We start from the raw sequence: 20,308 nt of genomic DNA on the forward strand, positions 1-20,308 counted from the left end.
ACGATGGGCTACACGGGTGAGATCGAGGCCCTGCTGCAGATCCTCGCGGCGGGGCTGCTGCTCGGCTGCCTCTACGGGCTGATGTGCGCCGGGCTGGGACTGATCTTCGGCATCATGCGGGTGATCAACTTCGCCCAGGGCGACTTCATGATGCTGGCCATGTATTTCGGCCTGACCGGCGTCGCGCTGTTCGCGCCGGGCCGGTCCTGGGCCTTCGCCACGGCCATGGCGGTGGCCTGCGCGGCGGCGCTGGTCTTCTACGGCCTGGGCGCGCTGACGCACTGGGCGCTGGTCAGCCGCGTCTCCGGCGCACGCGCGGTGGACACCGCCGATGCCGGCCATACCGGGCAGCTCATCCTGACGCTCGGCCTCTCGCTGGTGCTGCAGAATGGCGGGCTGATGCTGTTCGGCTCCTCTCCCGTCTCGATCCCGAGCGACGCCGGCACGCAGTCCTGGACGCTGGAGCTGCTCGGCGGGGACATCATGCTCTTCATCAACCAGGCGCGCGCGTTCTCGGCGCTGATGGCGGTCGCGGCCGTGCTGCTCGCCATCCTGCTGATGACGCGCACCGGCATCGGGCGGCAGCTGCGCGCCGTGGCCAGCAACCCGATCGCCGCCCTCTACATGGGCGTCAATGTCGACCGCGCCTTCCGCACCGCCTTCGGCATCGGCCTGGCGCTGACCGCCATCGCCGGCGTCTGCGTCGCCACCTTCTATCCGTTCCAGGCCTATAGCGGCTTCGACTTCGTCATCATCATGTATGCCGGGGTGGTGCTGGGCGGCATGGGCAGCGTCGGCGGCGCCTTCCTGGGCGGGCTGATCATCGGGCTGGTGCAGCAGCTCTCGACCCTGGTGCTGCCGGCGCAGCTGCAGAACACGGCGGTGTTCGTCGTCTTCCTGGCGGTGCTGCTGATCCGGCCGCAGGGCCTGTTCGGCCGCAGCGTGGAGCGCGCCTGATGCAGTTCCTGAGCCCTCCCGGCCGCCAGCTCGCGGCGCTGGCCGTGCTGCTGCTCTGCGGCGTGGCCGTGACCTTCACCATCCATGGCTACGAGCTGCTGCTGGTCTGCTTCGTCGGCATCTGGGCCATGCTCGGCCTGTCCTGGAACATCCTGGGCGGCTATGCCGGGCTGGTCAGCTTCGGCCATGCCGCCTTCTTCGGCGGCGGCGCCTATACCGTCGCCATCCTGTCGCACGATCTCGGCATCACGCCCTGGATCGGCATCCCGCTCGGGGCGGTGGTCGGCGCGGCGCTCGGCCTGCTGATCGGCGCCGTCACCTTCCGCCTCAAGGGTCATTACTTCAGCCTGGCCATGCTGGCCTATCCTCTGGCGTTGATCCCGCTCTTCACCTGGGCCGGCTGGTCGGAAGTGGCGCTGCCGCTGGAGCGGGAGCATCCGCTGCGCTACATGCAGTTCTCCGACCCCCGCATCATGCCGCTGATCGTGCTGGCCGCGCTCGGCGCCGCGCTCTGGATCTGCCTGCGCATCGAGCGGACGCGGCTCGGGCTGCAGCTCTTCGCCATTCGCCAGAACGAGCTGGCGGCGCAATGCGCGGGCATCGCGACCCTGCGCGTCAAGCTCATCTCCATCGCCATCTCGGGCGGCATGGCGGGGCTGGCGGGCGGGCTCTACGCGACCACGGTGCTGGTGGTCACGCCGCTCTCCGTCTTCGGCATGCTGGCCTCGGCGCAGGCGCTGATCGTCTCCATGTTCGGCGGGCTCGGGGCCGCCTGGGGGCCGCTGATCGGCGCCATCATCCTGGTGCCGGCGGCCGAGCTGCTGAACGCCACCTTCGGCGGCCGCCTGCCGGGCATGCAGGGCGTCATCTTCGGCCTGGCCATCATGGCGGTCATCCTGTTCCGGCCGCAGGGCATCTACTGGGCGGTGCGCGACCATCTCGCGCCCCGCGGGCGCGTCCCGGCCGACCACGGCGCGCCGTCCGAGGAAGCGGCGGTGCCGCATCCCGAGTACAGGGAGGCGCCGGGCGAGCCGCTCCTCGTCGTGCGCGGCATCGACGTCCGCTTCGGCGGCCTGCACGCGCTGTCCGACGTGTCGCTGGAGGTGCGGCGCGGCGAGATCCTCGGCATCATCGGCCCGAACGGCGCCGGCAAGACCACGCTGTTCAAGGCGATATCCGGCGTCGTGCCGCTGGCCGCCGGCAGCATCCGCCTGGAGGGTCAGCCGATCGAGCGTCTCTCCCCGGCCAGGCGCCCGCATCTCGGCCTCGCGCATGTGCCGGAAGGGCGGCAGGTGTTCGGCGACCTGACGGTCGAGGAGAACCTGCAGCTCGGCACCACGGCGCTGCGCGACGGGCGCGATGCGGGGCGTAGCCTGGAGCGGTGCTACGCGCTGTTTCCCGTGCTGGCGGAGCGGCGGCAGCAGCTCGCCGGATCGCTCTCGGGCGGGCAGCAGCAGATGCTGGCCATCGGGCGCGGCATCGCCTCGCGCCCGCGGCTGCTGATGCTGGACGAGCCCTCGATGGGCCTGGCGCCCACCATCGTCGACACGATCTTCGAATCCGTTCAGCGCCTGAACCGCGAGGAAGGGCTGACGGTGCTGATCGTCGAGCAGCGCGCCATCGAGGCGATCGAGATCTGCGACCGCGGCTATGTGCTCTCCACCGGCGAGGTTGTGATGCGCGGCACGCGCGCCGAGCTGCTGGCCGACAAGACCCTGCGCGAAGCCTATCTGGGGGCATGAGGACAGAGGATGACCGAGCAACCGACCTATGAGGTCTTCGCGCTCCGCTACGCCATGCGCGAGGCGAAGCGCTCCGAGCATTTCATCGGCGGCGATCCGCATGACGGGCCGATGCCGATGGATTACTTCCTGTGGCTGATCCGCGGCGATGGCCGCACCATCGTCGTCGATTCCGGCTTCACCGCCGAGGTGGCGGCCCGTCGCGGGCGCACCTTCCTGCGCGACCCGATCGACAGCCTGAGGCTGCTCGATGTCGAGGTGGACAGCGTGCGCGACGTGGTGCTGACGCATCTGCACTACGACCATGTCGGCAATTTCCACCGCTTTCCCGCCGCGCAGTTCCATCTGCAGGAGGATGAGCTGCACTTCACCTGCGGCCGGCACATGCGCTTCGGCCATCTGCGGCATTCCTTCGAGGTGGAGGACGTGGTCGGCATCGTCCGGCTGAACTTCGCCGAGCGGGTGCGGCTGTACAGGGGGCCGGTGGATCTGGCACCCGGCATCACCCTGCATCCGGCGCCGGGGCATTCGGCGGGGCTGCAGTTCGTCCGCGTCAACACGGCGCGCGGGCCGGTGGTGCTCGCCTCCGACGTCACGCATTTCTATGAGAACATGGAGAAGGGCCGGCCCTTCCCCACCTGCGTCAACGTGGCCGACATGCTGGAGAGCCAGCAGCTGCTCTACGCCGCGGCGCCGAGCCCGGCGCATATCGTCCCCGGCCACGACCCGGAGGTGATGCGGCGCTACCCGGCGGTCTCGCCGGCGCTGGAGGGCATCGCCGTCCGGCTCGACGTGCCGCCGAAGGAGAGTGCGGCGTGAGCGGTCGCGCCATCGTCACCGGCGCCGGCAGCGGCATCGGCGCCGCCACGGTCCGCTGCCTCGTCGCCGAGGGCTGGCGCGTCGCCTGCCTCGACCGCAATGCCGAGGCCGCGCGCGCCGTCGCCGGGGACCAGCCCGTCATCGGCGTGGATGTGGCGGACGAGGCGGCGGTGATCCGCGCCATCGCCGAGGCCGAGGCGGCGCTCGGCGGCATCGACGCGCTCGCCACCTGCGCCGGCATCTACGAGACCACCTCCTTCTTCGACAGCACCGCCGAGACCTTCCGCCGGGTCAACGAGGTCAATGTCATCGGCACCTTCCTCTGCCTGCGCGAGGCGGCGAAGCGGATGGTGCGCGGTGCGCGGATCTGCACCGTGGGCAGCGTCGCCGGGATTCGCGGCGGCGGGCTGGCCGGCACCGCCCCCTATGCCACCAGCAAGGGCGCGGTCATCGCCCTGACCAAATCCGCCGCGCGTGAGCTTGGCCCGCGCGGCATCGCGGTGAACACCGTGGCGCCGGGCATGATCGACACGCCCTTCGCCGCCGCGCCGCTGGCCGACCCGGCGATCCGGACGCGCATCGAGGGCATGACCAGCCTCGGCCGTCTGGGCACGCCGGAGGAGATCGGCGAGGTCATCGCCTGGCTGCTCTCGCCCCGCGCCTCCTACCTGCATGGCGCGACCATCGTCGCCGATGCCGGCATGGTGATGTACTGATGCGCCCGCCGCTGACCCCGGGCCTCGCCCGCGACCTTCTCGCCGCCCGCCCGCCCGGCGGCGTCACGCCGGCGGTGGAGCTGTGCCTGCTGGATTTCCTGGCCTGCGCCTTCGCGGCGCGCGACAGCCGGCCCAGCCGCGCCGCGCAGGCCATGGCCCTGGCCGAGCCCGGGGAGGCCACGATCCTGGGCCTGTCCCGCCGCGCCGCCCCGGGCGCCGCCGCCTTCGCCAATGCCGCCGCCGGCCACGGGCTGGTGCGGGAGGACATGCATGCCGGGGCCAACAGCCATTTCGGCGTGGTGGTGCTGCCCACCCTGCTGGCCCTGGCGCAGCAACGCCGGGTGAGCGGCACCGCCTTCATCGAGGCGGCGGCGGTCGGCTACGAGGTCGGTGCCCGGCTGGGCCGGGTGATGGTCAATCCGCGCTTCAGCCGGCAATGGCGGCCGACCGGCTGGACCGGCCCTCTGGCTGCCGTTGCGGCGGGGGCGCGGCTGCTCGGCCTGGCGCCGGAGCAGGCGGCCTCGGCCCTCTCGCTCGCCGCTAACATCGCCGGCGGGCTGAACGAATGGCCGCGTGACGGTGGCGACGAGATGTTCTTCCACCCCGGCTTCGGAGCACGCAACGCGCTGGTGGTGCTCGCCCTGGCGGCAGGCGGGGCGGAGGGATCGGCCATGGCGCTGGACGGCCCCGCCGGGCTGATCGCCGCCGCCGGCGCCGAGCCGCCGGCCGGGCTGCCGCTCTTCGACGGCGCCACGGCCGAGGTGGAGCTGGTGTTCCGCAAGGCGCTGCCGCTGTGCAACTTCGCGCAGACCCCGGCCCAGGCGGCGCTGCGCCTGCTCCGGGAGGCGGACGCGTTCGACCCGGCCACGGTCACCGGCATCACCGTCCGCGCCTCGGAGGCGGCGGTGCGCTATCCGGGCTGCGACGGCCAGGGGCCGTTCCAACGCGTGCTGCAGGCCAAGATGAGCATCGCCTTCTGCGTGGCCGCCGCGCTGCTGCACGGTGCCGTGGAGGAGCAACACTTCGCCCTGCCGGCCTCGCCCGAGCTGATGCGCCTCGTCGCCCTGGTCCGGCTCGAGATCGATCCGGCCGCCACGGCCGCCTTCCCGGCCCGCCAGCCCGCGGAGGTGATCGTGACGCTGGCCGATGGCCGCCGCCTCTCCGCCGCCATGCCGGACCTGGAGCCGGCGGATGAGGTCACGGTCCGCCGCCGCTTCGCGGAGGCGGCCGGCGCGGCGCTGGGGGAGGGGCGGGGCGGGCAGCTCGGCGAAGCCCTGGCCGGGCTGCCCGATGTGGCCGATCTCGGCGCGGCGCTGCGGCTGGCCGAGGCGCCTGGCGGCGAGGCCGCGCCGCGCCCATGACCGCGAAGGCGGCGCGGGGGCTGGACGTCCCCTTCATCACGCGGCCCAATGCCCGACCGACATCACGAGGACACGTTCCATGATCCATGAACTGCGAATCTACCACTGCGTCTCGGGCCGTCTGCCGGCCCTGCTGAAGCGCTTCGAGACCATCACCCTCGGCATCTGGCAGAAGCACGGCATCCGCCAGGCGGGGTTCTGGACGGTGGCCATCGGCGATTCCAACCAGGATCTCTACTACCTGCTCGAATGGGAATCCCTGGCGGAGCGGGAGGCGAAGTGGAACGCCTTCCAGGCCGACCCGGAATGGATCGCGAAGCGGGCCGAGACGGAGCGCGACGGCGCCATCGTCGCCAGCATCAGCAACCTGATCCTACAGCCGACGGGCTTCTCCTCGGTGCGGTGAGGGTTCAGCGGGACCGGCGGCGCGGGACCGTGGCCGGGCGCGGCGGCGGGGCCGGCCGGCTGGCGGCCGCCGCGGCGTGCTCGTTGAGGATGCGGAGCGCGACCTGCGCCGCCTGCATCACATGCTCGCGGCAGGCCTGCCAGGTGCCCTCGCGGTCCCGCCGCTCGACGGCCTCGACGATGCGGCGGATCTCCGCGACGGTGTGCGGCAGGCGCGATGGATCGGACAGGGTGGTGGCCCTGAGCTGCGAATTGCGGTTCAGCAGTTGATCCAGCATCCGCGCCACGTAGGTGTTGCGGCAGCCGCGCAGCAGCACGTCGTAGAAGCGGCGCTTCAGGCCGAGCAGGACCATCCGGTCCGCGCCCGGCGGCGTGGCGGCGATCTCCTCGAAGACGGCGCGCAGCTCGGCGATCTCCTCGGTGGAGGCGCGCTCGGCGAAGCCCTGTCCCGCCAGCGCCTCCAGCACCGAGCGGACCTCGTAGACCTGGGTCGCCTCGGCGGCCGAGAGATAGGCGACGAAGGGGCCGCGGTTGGGCACGACGACGATCAGCCCCTCCGCCTCCAGCAGCCGGACCGCCTCGCGGATCACGCCGCGGCTGACGCCGAAGAGGTCGCAGAGCTTGCGGTCGGAGAGATGCTCGCCCGGCATGAAGCGGCTGGTGATGATGGCGTCGCGCAGGCGCTCCTCCACCTGGCGCCGCACCGGCTGTGGCGTGATCTGCAAAGAATCGTCCGGCATTCCAGTCCCGTATCCTTGCGGAAGCTCCCGCCGCCTCCGCCTTCCGCAATCTGGCGACGCGGGTGCGTGGCGTCCAGCGAAAGACCGGCGGCCGGATAGTATTCTCCATTATTGACAGACAATCATACAGCTATCTACATTCAGGTCATTGAAGGGAGATCACGATGTCCGAGAAAGATCTGTTCGAACGGGGCCTTGAGGTCCGCCGCGCCGTGCTCGGCGCCGAGTATGTCGATGGCAGCATCGCCCGCGCCGACGACTTCATGATGGCGTTCCAGAACATCACCACGGAGTGGTGCTGGGGCTATGCCTGGACCCGGCCCGGACTCGACCGCAAGCAGCGCTCGATGCTGAACCTCGCCATGCTGACCGCGCTCGGCAAGACGCCGGAGATCAAACTGCATGTGAAGGGCGCGCTGGCCAATGGCCTGACCGTCGAGGAGATCAAGGAGATCCTGCTGCACGCCACGGTCTACTGCGGCATCCCGGCCGGGCTCGATGCCTTCAAGGCGGCGCATGAGGTGCTGGTCAAGGAAGGCGCGCTGACCGGCGAGCCGGCGAAGAAGTGAGCACCCCCGTGCAGGGCGGCGCGCCGCATCGCGTCGCCTTCATCGGCATCGGCAATATGGGCTGGCCGATGGCCGCCCGGCTGGTGGGCGCCGGCTTCCAGGTCGTCGCCTGCGACGTGGCGGCGGAGCGCGCGGCGCGCTTCGCCCAGGAGGTCGGTGGCGAGGCGGCGGCGGACGCGGCGGCCGCCGTGCGCGGCGCCGATGCCGTCATCACCATCCTCCCCACCTCGAAGCATGTCGGCGAGGCCGTCGCGGCGATGCGCGACGCGCTCGCGCCCGGCGCGCTGGTGATCGAGATGAGTTCCGGCGTGCCGACGGCGACGCGCGGCTTCGCCGAGGCGCTGGCGGGGCAGGGCGTCGCGATGATCGACGCCCCGGTCTCGGGCGGCGTGCCACGTGCCATCAGCGGCGAGCTGGCCATCATGATCGGCGGCGCGGAGGCCGAGGTGAAGCGTGCGGAGCCGTTGCTGCGTGCCATGGGCACAACGCTGACCCATGTCGGCGGCGTCGGCGCCGGCCAGGCGATGAAGGCGCTGAACAACCTGATGGGCGCGGCGGGCTTCCTGATCGGCGTCGAGGCGCTGCTGATCGGCCAGCGCTTCGGCCTCGACCCGGCGCAGATGGTCGATGTGCTGAACAACTCCACCGGCATGAACAACAGCACGCAGAAGAAGTTCAAGCAGTTCGTGCTGTCGCGCCGCTTCGATGCCGGCTTCGGACTGGAACTGATGGCGAAGGATGTCTCCGTGGCGCTGGAAGTGGCGCGCGACACGGCGACGCCGGCGCCCTTCTCGGCGCTGTGCCGGGAGATGTGGGCCAGCGCGGTGAAGCTGCTGGGGCCGGGGATGGACCACACGGCCATGGCGCAGTTCTCCGAGCGCCTGGCCGGCGAGGCCCTGGGCGGCGGCAACCGCCCGGGCTGAGGCGGCGGAGTCGGGAGGGCGATCCCCCCGCCTCCCTCCCGTCACTGGCCTCCTGTCACCGGCGCGGCGGCTCCGCGCCATCGGCGTCGATGACCGCCTGCATCTCCGCGCGGTCGACGGCGATCCGCACGCCGGCACGCTCCAGCTCCAGCAGCATGGCGGAGCGGGAATCCCGGTGGCCCCAGCCCCGGTTCAGCGCCTCCGTCATCTCCTCCAGCGTCAGCGCGGCGAAGCGCATCGGCACGCCGACCTCGCGCCCCAGCGCGCAGGCCAGAGACACGTCCTTGTGCGCGAGCCGCAACTGGAAGGCAGGCGGGTCGTAGCTGTTGGGCAGGAACTGCTCGGTGACGCCGTCATAGGTGCGGCGGCGGCCGTGCACGCCCTGGCGGATGGCGGCGTAGAGCGCCAGCGGCTCCAGCCCGGCCTTGGCACCCATGGCGAAGACCTCGGCCATGATGGCGTTCAGCGCATAGCCGGAGAGGTTGTGCGCCAGCTTGGCGATGCTGCCGGCGCCGATGTCGCCGACCAGGATGGCGCGGTCGCCCATCGCGTCCAGCAGCGGGCGCACGCGGTCAAAAACGTCCCTGTCGCCACCGACGAAGAAGGCGAGCTTGCGGGTGGCGGCGCCGCGCGGGCCGCCGCTGATCGGCGCGTCGAGCACATGCAGCCCGCGCGCCGCCGCCGCCGCGTGCAGCGCCCGCACGGCGGACACGGCGTTGGTGGAGATATCGACGATGACGCCATCCGGCGCCATCGTGGCGATCAGCTCGGCTCCCACCGCCTCGACCTCCTTCGGGCCGGGCAGGGAGGTGAAGACGACCTCGCAGGCGGCGCCGAGGTCGCGCGCCGTCGCGGCCCAGCCCGCGCCGCCTTCCTCCAGCTTCGCCGCCGCCTCGCGCCGCATGTCGTGGACGACAAGCTCGACGCCCGGCGCGCGGGCGAGATTGGCGGCCATGCTGGCACCCATGGTGCCAAGCCCGATGAACCCGACCTTCATGCCGTGGGTCCGCCGCGCTTCTCCAGCACCTCGGTCAGCACCTGCGCCGCCGACATCGCCGCGGGCCAGCCGGCGTAGAAGGCGAGATGCGTGATGGCGCCGGCGATCTCCTCCTGTGTCACGCCGTTGTCGAGGGCGCGGCCGATATGCACGCTGAGCTGCTCGGGCCGGTAGGTGGCGGCGAGGGCCGCCACCGTCACCAGGCTGCGGTCGCGCTTGGAGAGATCGGTGCGTTCCCAGAGATCGCTGTAGACCACGCCCTCCGTGTAGGCGACCAGCGCCGGCACCGTCTTGCGCACGCGGTCGCGCTGCGCGGATTGCGGGATGGGCTTGCTCATTCCTGGCACTCCTGGCGTCGCCGGCCGCCTTCCGCGTCCGGTCGGTTTCGTCCCGGACCGGAGCTTATGGCCCCTGGAGGCGTCCGGCAATGCTTCGTAAGATTGACAGACAAAATCGCGGTGGGCTACCGGCAATGCACCGGCCGAGGCGGGCGGCCCTCGGGCTTGCCCGACGAAGAAGCCTCGACGACACAGGAAGGAGATTGTCCATGCGACGCAGGTTCTGGATCGCGACGGTCCTGGCGCTGTGCTGCGGCGACGGCGCCGTGGCGCAGGAATTCCCGGCCCGCACCGTCACCATGATCGTGCCCTCCGCCCCCGGCGGCACGCTCGATGCGCTGGGCCGGCTGATGGCGCAGGGCATGGCGGAGACCCTCGGCCAGAACGTGGTCGTCGAGAATGTCAGCGGCGCCGGCAGCATCGTCGGCATGCAGCGCCTGGTGCGCTCGGCGCCCGATGGCTACACCATCGGCTTCGGCAACCTGGGCTCGCTGGCCGCGAATGTCGCGATCACGAAGGAGCTGGGCTTCGACCCCCGCAAGGACCTGACGCCGATCGGCATCGTCGCCAATGTGCCGATGGTGATCGCGGCCAGCAACAAGTCGGGCGCGCGGGATCTCGGCACGCTGCTGGCGCGCATCCGCGAGCGCGGCGACGGCGTGACCTTCGGCACGCCCGGCACCGGCACCACCGGCCATCTGGCGCCCGCCTATCTGCTGTCGCTGACCCGGCTGCAGGCGACCCTGGTGCCCTATCGCGGCGCCGGCCCGGCGATGAGCGACCTGGCCTCCGGCACGGTGGACGCGGTGATCGACCAGACAGTGACGATGATCCCCGCCCATCGGGGCGGCACCGCCCGGGCCCTGGCCGTGACCGGCAGCCGGCGCCTGGCGCAGCTGCCCGATGTGCCCACCTTCGCCGAGGCCGGCGTGCCCGAGTTCGACATGGTGATCTGGAACGCCATCGTCGGGCCCAGGGACATCCCGGCTCCGGCGGCGCGGCGCCTGGGGGAGGCCGTCGAGGCGGCGCTGGCCAGCCCGGCCGTGGCCAGCCGCTTCGCCGAGCTGGCGACGACCGCCCCGGCGCCGGAGGAGCGGGGTCCCGAGGTGCTGCGGCGGCGCATCGCGGCCGATGTCGAGCGCTGGATCCAGGTGGTGAAGGACGCCGGCATCACGCCGCAGTAGAGCGTGATCGCCTGAGGTGGCTTCACCGAAAGGCGTGACTCACGCGATCGAGCTCATGACACAGCGCGTTTGCCGTGAGCCGGTGCGAACGGAGAACGCGATGGGCGCCGGGCTTCCTACCAGGGCAGGTCGATCCAGGAGAGGTGGCCGCCCTTGCCGGCGCCGGTGTCGAGGAAGACGGCGCGCCCCCCCGCGGCGGAGACGGCGACGAAGGGGCGGCCGTTCAGGCTGCGAAGCTCGTGGCCGCAATAGACGGTGATGCCCGAGGGGATGCGGTGCACCCAGTTGTGCAGCCGCTCGGGATAGCCGTCCTCCCGAGTGCGGCTTGTCACCTGGCCGAACAGGGCGCGCGGGACCAGCCCTTCCGGCTTCGCCGAGCCGGCATCGGGCGGCGAGGGCTCGCGCAGCATGCGCGGATGAAAGCCACCATGGACGAAGAGCCAGGGGCCGAGACGGATCCAGGCCGGGGCGGCGGCGATGGCCGCGAGCGCCCGCTGCTTCAGCGCCGCGCCGTCCGGGGCCGCCTCGAGCTGCGCCAGGGTGACGCCGAGCCCCTCGGGGTCGGGCCGGACCATGGCGCCGGCCAGCGCGCGGCGCAGCTTGTGGTCGTGATTGCCGAGGATGAAGAGGCCCTGCCCGCTGTCCAGCAGGTCGAAGGCCATGCGCAGCGTGGCGGGATTGTCCGGCCCCCGGTCGGTCAGGTCGCCGAGCTGCAGCACGAAGAGCCGCTTCTCGGCCGCGCCCTCGATGGCGCTGGCGAAGGCGCGGGCGTCGCCATGCACGTCGCCCACCACGCGCAGCCCCCTGAAGTCGTGCTTGAGCCGGGTCAGCAGGGCGAAGGACGGTCCGGTCATCTCCCCGCCTTCAACGAACGAAGCGCCGCCAGGGCGCGCGCGCGCCCGCTCTCGTGATCCACCACCGGCGCCGGATAGGTCTCGCCCAGGCGCAGCCCTGCCTGCTCCAGCACCGCCGCCGGGGCCTGCCAGGGGCGGTGCAGCCACCGTGACGGCAGCTTCGCCAGTTCCGGGACGAAGTCCCGCACATAGCTGCCCTCGGGGTCGAACTTCTCGCCCTGCAGCACGGGGTTGAAGACGCGGAAATAGGGCGAGGCATCGCTGCCGCAGCCGGCGATCCACTGCCAGTTGGCGCTGTTGTTGGCGAGGTCGGCATCGACCAGCGTGTCCCAGAACCACGCCTCGCCCTCCCACCAGGGCTGCAGCAGGTGCTTCACCAGCAGGCTGCCGGCGATCATCCGCACGCGGTTGTGCATCCAGCCATGCTTCCAGAGCTGGCGCATCCCGGCATCGACGATGGGATAGCCGGTCAGCCCCCGTTGCCAGGCGCGCAGCAGGCGGCGGTCGGGCTCGTAGGGGAAGTCGCGGTAGGCCGCGCGCAACGGCTGCTCCGGCATCTCGGGGCGGTGGCAGAGCAGGCTGTGGTTGAAGTCCCGCCAGAGGATCTCGCGCAGGAAGGTGTCGGCCGCCCCGGCGGGGGCGCCGCCGCCGCGCGTGGCGTGCCAGAGCCGGCGGGGCGAGATCTCGCCCCAGTGCAGGTGGGGGGAGAGGCGGGAGGAGCCGTCCTCGCCCGGCCGGTCGCGGCCCCGGGCGTAGTCGGGCAGGCCGTCCTCCAGGAATTCGCGCAGCCGTGCCTCGGCGCCGGCCTCGCCGGGCGTCCAGTATTCGGGGAAGGCGGCGGCCCAGTCTCCCTCGCGCCGCGGCGGCAGCAGGCCGAGCCGCTCCAGCGCCAGGCCCTTCGGTGGCCGGGCGGGACCGCGCAGCCGGTCCGGGGCCGGCAGGGGCGGCGGCGGCTCGCCCAGGGCCAGGGCCGCGCGGGCGAAGGGGGTGTAGACGGAATAGGGCCTGCCCTGGCCGGTGCGCAGCCGATCGGGCGGCAGCAGGGTGGCGCCGGGATGCCGGTTCAGGCTCTGGCCCTGCCGGGCCAGGGCCGCCTCCACCGCCGCCTCCTGTGCGCGCGCCCAGGGGGCGATGCCGGCACTGACCGCGATGGAGGCGGCGCCGGTTTCCTCGGCCAGCCGGGGCAGGAGCCGCGCCGCCTCGCCCTGGAGCAGCAGCAGCGGCACGCCACGGTCGCGGTAGGCGGCGGAGAGCGCGGCCAGGGAGTGGTGCAGCCACCAGCGCGCCGCGCCACCCGGCGCCCAGCGGCCGGCCGCCGCCTCGTCCAGAACATAAACCGGCAGCACCCGCCCTTCCGCGGCGGCGGCCAGGGCCGGATGGTCGGCCAGCCGCAGGTCGTGCCGCAGCCACAGGAGGGAAAGGGGCTCGCTCATGCGATGGATGTGGGTTCGGGCGCCGGCATGGCCATGGCCGCCGCCAGATGCCGCATCGGCCCCACCGCCGCGCTGAACAGCCGTTCGCGCCCCAGCAGGAAGGCGCGGCCGCCGCGCGGGAAGAGCGCGGCGATGGGCGGGGCGGTGATGGCGAGCCCGCCGGTATAGGCGCCGAAGGCCGGCAGCAGCACGCGCCGCGCATCGGCCAGGAAGCAGGGCCGCGTCACCGGGCCGCAGCGCGTCGGCATGCTGGCCTTGGGATGGAAATGGCCGCTCAGCTCGAAGCCGGCGCCGCTGCCCGGCACGCCCTGGTGGCGAAACACCAGCGGGCCGAGCCGAAATTCCTCCACCGCCTCGCCCGGCAGGCCGGCCGGCGCCACGGGATCGTGGTTGCCCAGCACCCAGCACACCTGCCGCCCGGCCAGCAGGGCGCCGAGCGCCGCGCGGTCGGCCGTGGCCAGGCGGCCGGCGCCGGCCGCGTCATGGAAGGAATCGCCCAGGAAGACGATCTGCTCCGGCGCGTAGCGGCGCAACGGCGCGGCCAGCCGCGCCAGGGTCTCGCGCGTGTCATAGGGCGGCAGCATCTGGCCCCGCATGGCGAAGTGGCTGCCCTTCTCGAGGTGCAGATCGGCGACGGCGAGCAGCTTGCGGGCGGGCCAGAACAGCACCCCGGCGGGATCGAGGGCCAGGCGCTCGCCGGCGAGGTGGAAGGGCGCGGAAATCATTGCTTCAACTGCGTTACCGGAGGGCGGGGCGGGCGGGAAGGGGGTTCTTCACACGGCGCCGTGGCGCAGGCGGTGGCTGGCGCGGCGCGCCGGGCGGGGGCGGCGCGTGCGGGGCGGGCGCGGTTCCGGCGCTGGCGGATAGAGCATCTCCAGGCCCAGGCTGCCGGTGAAGTGGTCGGCGCCGTCGGTGGCCTCCTCGACCAGCGCCTCGGCCTCGGCCAGCAGCGCGTCCTCGGCGCTGCCGGAGACCCATTCGCGACCCTCCTCGATCAGCGCCGGCACCGCCAGCGGCGAGACGCGGTCGAGCGCGACGTGGCGGATGCGCCCGCGCACCCGCGCCAGCAGCGCGCCGATGCGGCCGACATCGGTCAGGCCCGCCGCCGCCTCGGCCCGCGTGGCGCGCAGCAGGATGTGGTCGGGCTCGTGCCGGCGCAGCACGTCGTAGATCAGGTCGGCCGACATGGTCATCTGCCGGCCGGACTTCTCCTGCCCGGGATGGTTCTTCTCCAGCAGCCCGGCGATGGTGGCGATGTTGCGGAAGGTCCGGCGCAGCATGGAGCTGTCGGCCATCCATTCCTCCAGCTCCTCGCCCAGCAGATCCTCGGCGAAGAGATGGTCGAGGTCGGTGGGCGGGAAGGCCGACCAGGTGGCGATGACATAGTCGGTGGCCAGGAAGCCGAGCGGCGCCTGGCCCATCCGTTCCATCCGCCGCGTCAGCAGCATGCCGAGCGTCTGATGCGCCAGCCGCCCCTCGAAGGCATAGGCGACGAGGAACCAGCGCCCCTCGCGCGGGAAGGTCTCGACCAGCAGCCCCTCGCGATCCGGCAGCTCGGAGGCATGGCGCTGCAGCCGCAGCCACTCCCGCACCGGCTCGGGCAGGGCGCGCCATTGCCGCGGATCGGCCAGGATGGCGCGCACGCGCCGGGCCAGATGGGTCGAGAGCGGCATCCGGCTGCCGGCATAGGCGGGCACGCGCGGCTCGCCCTCGCCACCCGGCGAGACGACGACGGCCATGGGCTCCAGCCGCTCGTAGCGCAGCAGCCGGCCGGCGAAGACGAAGCACTGGCCCGGCTCCAGGGTCGAGACGAACCATTCCTCCACCTCGCCCAGGACCGGGCCGCCGCGCAGCTTCACCTTCATCAGCGGCGTCTCGACGATGGTGCCGAGGTTCATGCGGAACTGCCGCACCACATGGCCGTTGCGCGGGTGCAGCCGGCCCTCGCTGTCGCGGAACAGCTTGCGGAACCGCTCATAGCCGGCGAGCGCGTAGCCGCCATCCTCCACGAAGCGCAGCGTGTCGTCGAAATCGTGGCGGGAGAGGGCGGCATAGGGCGCGGCGCGCGTCACCTCGGCGAAGAGCTCGTCCGGGTGGAAGGGGCCGTGGCAGGCCATGGCCAGCATGTGCTGCGCCAGCACGTCGAGCCCCCCGGGGCGCGGCGGATCGCCATCCACCTCGCCCGCCGCCACGGCCTGGATGGCGGCACGGCATTCGATCACCTCGAACCGGTTGGCCGGCACCAGCAGGGCGGAGGAAGCCTCGTCCATGCGGTGATTGGCGCGGCCGACCCGTTGCAGCAGCCGCGCCACGCCCTTGGGCGCGCCGACCTGGATCACCTGGTCCACCGCGCCCCAGTCGATGCCGAGATCGAGCGAGGCGGTGGCGACCACGGCGCGCAGCCGCCCCGAGGCCATGGCGGCCTCGACCTTGCGGCGCTGCTCGATGGTGAGCGAGCCGTGGTGGAGCGCGATCGGCAGGTTGTCGTCGTTCAGCTTCCACAGCGCCTGGAAACAGAGTTCGGCCTGGGCGCGGGTGTTGACGAAGACGATGCTGACCGCCGCCCGGCGCAGCCGCTCATAGACATCGGGCATCGAGGCCAGGCCCATATGCCCGCCCCAGGGCAGCTTGCCGGCGGGCAGGATGACATCGAGCGCCGGCGCCGCGCCGCCCGTGGCGCGGACCTGCGCCACGGACCCCGCGCGCGCATCCGGCGCCAGCCAGGCGGCGATGGCCTCCGGATGCGCCACCGTGGCGGAGAGGCCGACACGGCAGGAGCCGGGCGCCAGGGCCGAGAGGCGGGAGAGGCAGAGGGCCAGCTGGTCGCCCCGCTTGGTGCCGGCCAGCGCGTGCACCTCATCCACCACCACCCGCCTGAGCCCGCCGAAGAAGGCCGCCGCATCCGGCAGGGATAGCAGCAGGGTCAGGCTTTCGGGCGTGGTCAGCAGGATCTGCGGCGGGGCCTGCCGCTGCCGGGTGCGGCGATTGGCCGGGGTGTCGCCGGTCCGGGTCTCGACCGTGATGGTGAGGCCCATCTCCTCGATCGGCGCCAGAAGGTTGCGCGCGATGTCCACCGCCAGCGCCTTCAGCGGCGAGATGTAGAGGGTGTGCAGCCGCTCCCCCGCATCGGCCCCGGCCAGTTCGATCAGGCTGGGCAGGAAGCCGGCCAGCGTCTTGCCGCCGCCGGTCGGCGCGACCAGCAGGGCGGAGCGGCCCTGGCGCGCCGCCTCCAGCATCGCCAGCTGGTGCGGGCGGGGCCGCCAGCCGCGGGCGGTGAACCAGCGGGCGAAGGGTTCCGGCAATGTTCCCATGGAGACGCCCGGTATGGCGCCACGGCGCGGCTCTGCCAAGCTTGGCCGTTCAGCGGGGCTACTGCAACGCGCCCCAGCGCTCCACGGCCGGTTCGGCGATGGCCCATTTCCAGCCCTCCGACTGCCGGCAGACGGTGGTGACGAAGATCCCGGCGGGCGGGCCCTCGGGGGTTTCGCCCGCCAGGGTGAACAGCGCCTCGCGGCATTGCGCCAGGGGCGTGTCGAGCAGCCGGACCAGCCGCACCGTTCCCTCGGCGTCCTTGTAGCCGAAGGGCAGGCCATGCCCGGCCTTCCAAGGCCGGACCTCCTCCGGCCCGAGGTCGCCGATGACGGCGGCGATGGCGTCCTGCTCGTCCTGCTGGAGGCCGCGCATCCAGCTCGCCACCATGGCGTCCGTCGCCACCCGCACGCCGAGGCCGACCGCGTAGCCGACGGCCACATTGGTGGTCACGGCGCCGGTCACCAGGCCGCTGGCGCCACCGGCGATGCCGCCGGCGATCTCGCAGCCGCCGAGCAGCGGCAGGGCGAGCAGCAGGGCGCCGGCGCGGAGCGCCAGCCTCATTGCAGGGAGCCCCACCGCTCCGTGGCAGGCTCGGCGCTGGCCCATTTCCAGCGTTCGCCCTGGCGGCAGATGATGGCGGTGTAGAAGTCCTTCTCCGGCGACGGCGCGGCGGCCACTCCGGGGCCGGCCGGCGGTTGCGGCGCGATGGGAGGCACGGCGCTGGCCTGCACCTCGGCCGGCGGCGGCTGGCGCTGGACGGAGAAGACGATCTCGCGGCAGGCCAGCCCCAGGGCGCCGATCTCGCGGCTGACCGTGACCTCGCCCTGGTGGTTGTCGGCGATCGGGATGGCGTGGCTGACCGACCAGCTCGCCACCGCCCCCATGCGGAGCGGCCCGGCCGCCGCCGCGATGCTGTCCTGCTCGGCACGCTGCATCCGCCGCTGCGTGTACTGCAGCCCGGCCCGCGCCACGGTCTGCACGCCGAGGCCGATACCGGCGGCGACCGCGCCATTGTCGGTCACGGCCTTGGAGATCCCGGCGCCGGCGAGACCGGCGAGATCGGCCGTGCCTTCCGTCAGCAGGGCATTGCAACCGGGCAGCAGAAGCAGCCCCAACAGCAGCACGCGCTTCACGGCCCGGCGCCTCCGTGGATTCCCGATCGTTCCGGCATAGCCGTTCGGCCTTCGCGGGTCGAGCCGCCGGCTCCGAAGGCCCGGCTCAGACCGGCGCGATGCGCACCGCGGCGATGATCACCACGGCCTGGGCATAGGGGTATTCGTCCGTCATGGTCAGGCTGATCTGGGCACCGAAGCCCTGCGGCGTGATGGCGTCCAGCCGCTTCGCCGCGCCGCCGGTCAGGCGCAGCGAGGGCTGCCCGGAGGAGAGGTTGACCACGCCGAGGTCGCGCCAGAAGACGCCCTGGCGGAATCCGGTGCCGAGCGCCTTGGCGGCCGCCTCCTTGGCCGCGAAGCGCTTGGCGTAGGTGGCGGCGCGCAGCTTCTCGGTGCGGCTCTCGGCCTTCCGCCGCTCCAGCGGGGTGAAGACGCGCTCCAGGAAGCGCGCGCCGTAGCGTTCGATGGACCGCTCGATGCGGCGGATGTCGACGATGTCGTTGCCGAGGCCGATGATCATCCCGGTGGCTTACCGCCGGCGGCGCGCGGCGTCATCCCTTGCTGCGCTCGACCTGGATGATGCCCGGGCAGGCGCGCAGGGAGGCGACGATGTTGGACAGGTGCCGCAGGTCGCTGACCTCCAGATCCACCACCAGCTCGGCGAAGTCGGTGCCGCGATGGGTGAAGCGCAGGTTGTGCAGCTTGCCGCTCTGCTTGGCGATGGCCACCGTCATGGCGGCCACGGCCGCGTCCTCATTGGCGGTGACGACATCGATGCGGCCGAGATGCCCGCCCCCCGAGCCCGCCTCGTAGTCCCAGTCCACGTCGATGAAGCGCTCCGGCGTCGCCGCCAGGGCCTCGAGGTTGTGGCAGTCGCTCTTGTGGATGGTCACGCCCTTGCCGGTGGAGACGATGCCAACGATGCGGTCGCCCGGCACCGGATGGCAGCAGCCCGCGAACTGCACCGCCATGCCGGCGATCAGCCCGGTGATGCCCGAGGCGGCCTCGCGCCGCCGCTCGGTGCGCATGACGGTGGCGCCGGGCTTGCCGCGGGCGCGGGCCAGCGGCAGATGGTCCATCGGCCGGGGCGGGCCGCGCAGCTCGGGGATGGCGGCGTGCAGCACCTCCCGCGCGCCGAGATTGCCGTTGCCGACGGCGGCGCAGAGATCCTCGAAGCTGGTGTATTTCAGCGCCTTCAGCGCCGGCTCCACCAGCTTCTCGGCGAAGTCGAGGCCCTCCTGGCGGAAGGCCTTGGCGATGGCGCTGCGGCCCTGCTCCTGGAACTCGCTACGCTGCCGGGCGAGGGCGAAGCGCTTGATCCGCGCCTTGGCCTTGCCGGTGACGACAAAGCGCTCCCAGGCCGGGTTGGGCGTGCCGCCGCGCGCGGTGATGATCTCGACCTGGTCGCCATTCTCGAGCTGGTGGCGCAGCGGCACGATGCGGCCGTTGATCTTGGCGCCGACGCAGGCGTCGCCCACCTGGCTATGCACCTGGTAGGCGAAGTCGATCGGCGTCGCGCCGCGCGGCAGGGCGATCAGGTCACCCTTGGGCGTGAAGCAGAAGACCTGGTCCTGGTGAAGGGCGAGCTTGGTATGCTCCAGAAAGTCCTGCGGCTCGGCGGCCGTCTCCAGGATCTCCAGCAGCTCCTTGACCCAGGGGTAGCGCCGGCGCTTCGGCCCCTCCGACGCCCCGCCGCCGCCCTGCTTGTACATCCAGTGCGCGGCCACGCCGTACTCGGCGATCTCGTGCATCTCCGGCGTGCGGATCTGCACCTCGATCTTGGCGTTGCGCCGCTCCGGCACGGTGACGCCGGTGTGCAGCGACTGGTAGCCATTGGGCTTGGGTGTCGAGATGTAGTCCTTGAACCGCCCGGGGACCACGCGATAGGCCGAGTGGATGGCGCCCAGCGCGGCGTAGCAGTTCGCCTTGTCCGTCGTGACGATGCGGAAGGCCATGATGTCCGAGAGCTGCTCGAACTCGACCTTCTTCTCGTGCATCTTCAGCCAGATCGAGTAGGGCGACTTCTCGCGCCCCGTCACCTCGATGACCGGGATGCCGGCCTCATTCAGCTTCGCCCGCAGGTCGGCCGCGACATCGTCGATCAGGTCGGCGCCCTGGCCGCGCAGGAAGGCGAGGCGGGCGGTGATGGTCTGGTAGGCATCGGGCTGCAATTCGCGGAAGGAGAGGGACTGCAGCTCGGTCTTGACCGCGTCCATGCCGATCCGCTCGGCCAGCGGCGCGTAGATCTCCATCGTCTCGCGGGCGATGCGGGCGCGGCTCTCGGGCTTCGGCTTGAAGTGTAGCGTCCGCATGTTGTGCAGGCGGTCGGCGAGCTTGACCAGCAGCACGCGGATATCCTCGCTCATGGCGAGGACGAGCTTGCGGAAGTTCTCGGCCTGCTTGGTGCGCTCGGATTGCAGCTCCAGGCGGGTCAGCTTGGTGACGCCGTCCACCAGCCGGGCGATGTCGCCGCCAAAGCGCCGCTCCAGCTCGGCGAGCGAGATGGTGGTATCCTCCACCACGTCATGCAGCAGGGCGGTGGCGATGGTGGCGGTGTCGAGCCGGTAGCTGGCCAGGATGCCGGCAACGGCGAGAGGATGGGTGATATAGGGCTCGCCATTCTCCCGCGCCTGCGAGGCATGGGCGGTGGCGGCCATGTTGTAGGCCGCCTCCAGCAGCGCCACATCGGCGCGCGGGTCATAGGCCGCGACGCGGCGGGCGAGCTCGGATCCCGGCGTCTCGATGACCGGCTCGGCGGGAGGTGCCACCGTTCCGTTCGGAACCGGGGCAGACGGCACCGGGGCAGACGGCACCGGGGCGACGCCCATGGCGGGGCCCGGCAACCC

The 20,308-nt window shown here is 72.2% G+C and carries 20 protein-coding genes; 9 read left to right on the forward strand and 11 right to left on the reverse strand.

The features are described from left to right. The first annotated feature begins 3 nt into the window (after positions 1 to 3). From D9598_RS01855 to D9598_RS01880, 6 genes are all read left to right on the forward strand, one after another. Positions 4 to 957: a branched-chain amino acid ABC transporter permease gene (locus D9598_RS01855; protein WP_198364687.1), complete on the forward strand. Its 954-nt coding sequence runs from the start codon at positions 4 to 6 to the stop codon at positions 955 to 957. Then, positions 957 to 2,699 carry an ABC transporter permease subunit gene (locus tag D9598_RS01860; RefSeq protein ID WP_198364688.1) on the forward strand — a complete coding sequence of 581 codons (1,743 nt, stop codon included), beginning with the start codon at positions 957 to 959 and terminating at the stop codon, positions 2,697 to 2,699. Before D9598_RS01855 ends, D9598_RS01860 begins: the two co-directional genes overlap by 1 nt. Positions 2,700 to 2,708: 9 nt before the next feature. Then, positions 2,709 to 3,518, forward strand: coding sequence for an N-acyl homoserine lactonase family protein (locus D9598_RS01865; protein ID WP_198364689.1), 810 nt, complete (start codon positions 2,709 to 2,711; stop codon positions 3,516 to 3,518). Beyond that, positions 3,515 to 4,234: an SDR family oxidoreductase gene (locus D9598_RS01870; protein WP_198364690.1), complete on the forward strand. Its 720-nt coding sequence runs from the start codon at positions 3,515 to 3,517 to the stop codon at positions 4,232 to 4,234. Before D9598_RS01865 ends, D9598_RS01870 begins: the two co-directional genes overlap by 4 nt. After that, positions 4,234 to 5,595, forward strand: coding sequence for an MmgE/PrpD family protein (locus tag D9598_RS01875; protein ID WP_198364691.1), 1,362 nt, complete (start codon positions 4,234 to 4,236; stop codon positions 5,593 to 5,595). Before D9598_RS01870 ends, D9598_RS01875 begins: the two co-directional genes overlap by 1 nt. A gap of 79 nt (positions 5,596 to 5,674) precedes the next feature. Then, on the forward strand, positions 5,675 to 6,001 hold the full coding sequence (locus tag D9598_RS01880; RefSeq protein ID WP_198364692.1) for an NIPSNAP family protein: 327 nt from the start codon (positions 5,675 to 5,677) through the stop codon (positions 5,999 to 6,001). Between the two features lie 4 nt (positions 6,002 to 6,005). Here the strand turns inward: D9598_RS01880 and D9598_RS01885 are convergent, their stop codons facing one another. Next, positions 6,006 to 6,740 carry a GntR family transcriptional regulator gene (locus D9598_RS01885; protein ID WP_198364693.1) on the reverse strand — a complete coding sequence of 245 codons (735 nt, stop codon included), beginning with the start codon at positions 6,738 to 6,740 and terminating at the stop codon, positions 6,006 to 6,008. A 164-nt stretch (positions 6,741 to 6,904) separates the two neighbouring features. Between D9598_RS01885 and D9598_RS01890 the strand changes: the two genes are divergently transcribed. Next, positions 6,905 to 7,309, forward strand: coding sequence for a carboxymuconolactone decarboxylase family protein (locus D9598_RS01890; RefSeq protein WP_198364694.1), 405 nt, complete (start codon positions 6,905 to 6,907; stop codon positions 7,307 to 7,309). Beyond that, positions 7,306 to 8,232: an NAD(P)-dependent oxidoreductase gene (locus D9598_RS21550; RefSeq protein ID WP_370591909.1), complete on the forward strand. Its 927-nt coding sequence runs from the start codon at positions 7,306 to 7,308 to the stop codon at positions 8,230 to 8,232. Before D9598_RS01890 ends, D9598_RS21550 begins: the two co-directional genes overlap by 4 nt. Before the next feature lie 55 nt (positions 8,233 to 8,287). Here the strand turns inward: D9598_RS21550 and D9598_RS01900 are convergent, their stop codons facing one another. Together D9598_RS01900 and D9598_RS01905 are read right to left on the reverse strand one after the other, a co-directional pair. Then, positions 8,288 to 9,229, reverse strand: a complete 942-nt coding sequence (locus tag D9598_RS01900) for an NAD(P)-dependent oxidoreductase (protein WP_198364695.1) — start codon at positions 9,227 to 9,229, stop codon at positions 8,288 to 8,290. Continuing rightward, positions 9,226 to 9,567, reverse strand: coding sequence for a carboxymuconolactone decarboxylase family protein (locus tag D9598_RS01905; RefSeq protein WP_198364696.1), 342 nt, complete (start codon positions 9,565 to 9,567; stop codon positions 9,226 to 9,228). The genes D9598_RS01900 and D9598_RS01905 overlap by 4 nt, the downstream gene beginning before the upstream one ends. A 209-nt stretch (positions 9,568 to 9,776) precedes the next feature. Here D9598_RS01905 and D9598_RS01910 point away from each other — a divergent pair, with 209 nt between their 5' ends. Continuing rightward, positions 9,777 to 10,751 (forward strand): tripartite tricarboxylate transporter substrate binding protein, encoded by a 975-nt coding sequence (locus D9598_RS01910; protein ID WP_198364697.1) that lies wholly within the window; start codon positions 9,777 to 9,779, stop codon positions 10,749 to 10,751. Between the two features lie 116 nt (positions 10,752 to 10,867). On the opposite strand, the gene D9598_RS01915 is transcribed toward D9598_RS01910, so the two are convergent. The 8 genes from D9598_RS01915 to D9598_RS01950 form a co-directional block, all read right to left on the reverse strand. Then, entirely contained in the window at positions 10,868 to 11,605 is a 738-nt protein-coding gene (locus tag D9598_RS01915; RefSeq protein WP_198364698.1) for a metallophosphoesterase, read from the reverse strand. Continuing rightward, positions 11,602 to 13,038 (reverse strand): deoxyribodipyrimidine photo-lyase, encoded by a 1,437-nt coding sequence (locus D9598_RS01920; RefSeq protein ID WP_198364699.1) that lies wholly within the window; start codon positions 13,036 to 13,038, stop codon positions 11,602 to 11,604. The genes D9598_RS01915 and D9598_RS01920 overlap by 4 nt, the downstream gene beginning before the upstream one ends. Next, positions 13,035 to 13,763, reverse strand: a complete 729-nt coding sequence (gene pdeM / locus D9598_RS01925) for a ligase-associated DNA damage response endonuclease PdeM (protein WP_198364700.1) — start codon at positions 13,761 to 13,763, stop codon at positions 13,035 to 13,037. Before pdeM ends, D9598_RS01920 begins: the two co-directional genes overlap by 4 nt. A gap of 48 nt (positions 13,764 to 13,811) precedes the next feature. Then, complete coding sequence (locus tag D9598_RS01930) at positions 13,812 to 16,349, reverse strand: ligase-associated DNA damage response DEXH box helicase (RefSeq protein ID WP_198364701.1); 2,538 nt, start codon at positions 16,347 to 16,349, stop codon at positions 13,812 to 13,814. Positions 16,350 to 16,407: 58 nt separating this feature from the next. Further along, positions 16,408 to 16,911, reverse strand: a complete 504-nt coding sequence (locus D9598_RS01935) for a hypothetical protein (protein ID WP_198364702.1) — start codon at positions 16,909 to 16,911, stop codon at positions 16,408 to 16,410. Further along, a complete protein-coding gene (locus D9598_RS01940) occupies positions 16,908 to 17,483 on the reverse strand; it encodes a hypothetical protein (protein WP_370591910.1) in 576 nt (191 codons plus the stop codon). The genes D9598_RS01935 and D9598_RS01940 overlap by 4 nt, the downstream gene beginning before the upstream one ends. Before the next feature lie 85 nt (positions 17,484 to 17,568). Next, complete coding sequence (gene acpS, locus D9598_RS01945) at positions 17,569 to 17,982, reverse strand: holo-ACP synthase (RefSeq protein WP_198364703.1); 414 nt, start codon at positions 17,980 to 17,982, stop codon at positions 17,569 to 17,571. Positions 17,983 to 18,013: 31 nt separating this feature from the next. Continuing rightward, positions 18,014 to 20,290 carry a bifunctional (p)ppGpp synthetase/guanosine-3',5'-bis(diphosphate) 3'-pyrophosphohydrolase gene (locus tag D9598_RS01950; protein ID WP_198364704.1) on the reverse strand — a complete coding sequence of 759 codons (2,277 nt, stop codon included), beginning with the start codon at positions 20,288 to 20,290 and terminating at the stop codon, positions 18,014 to 18,016. Between the last annotated feature and the right edge of the window lie 18 nt (positions 20,291 to 20,308).

The sequence above is a fragment of the Roseomonas sp. KE0001 genome (genome assembly GCF_016107285.1).
In the GTDB taxonomy this organism is placed as follows: Bacteria; Pseudomonadota; Alphaproteobacteria; order Acetobacterales; family Acetobacteraceae; genus Pseudoroseomonas.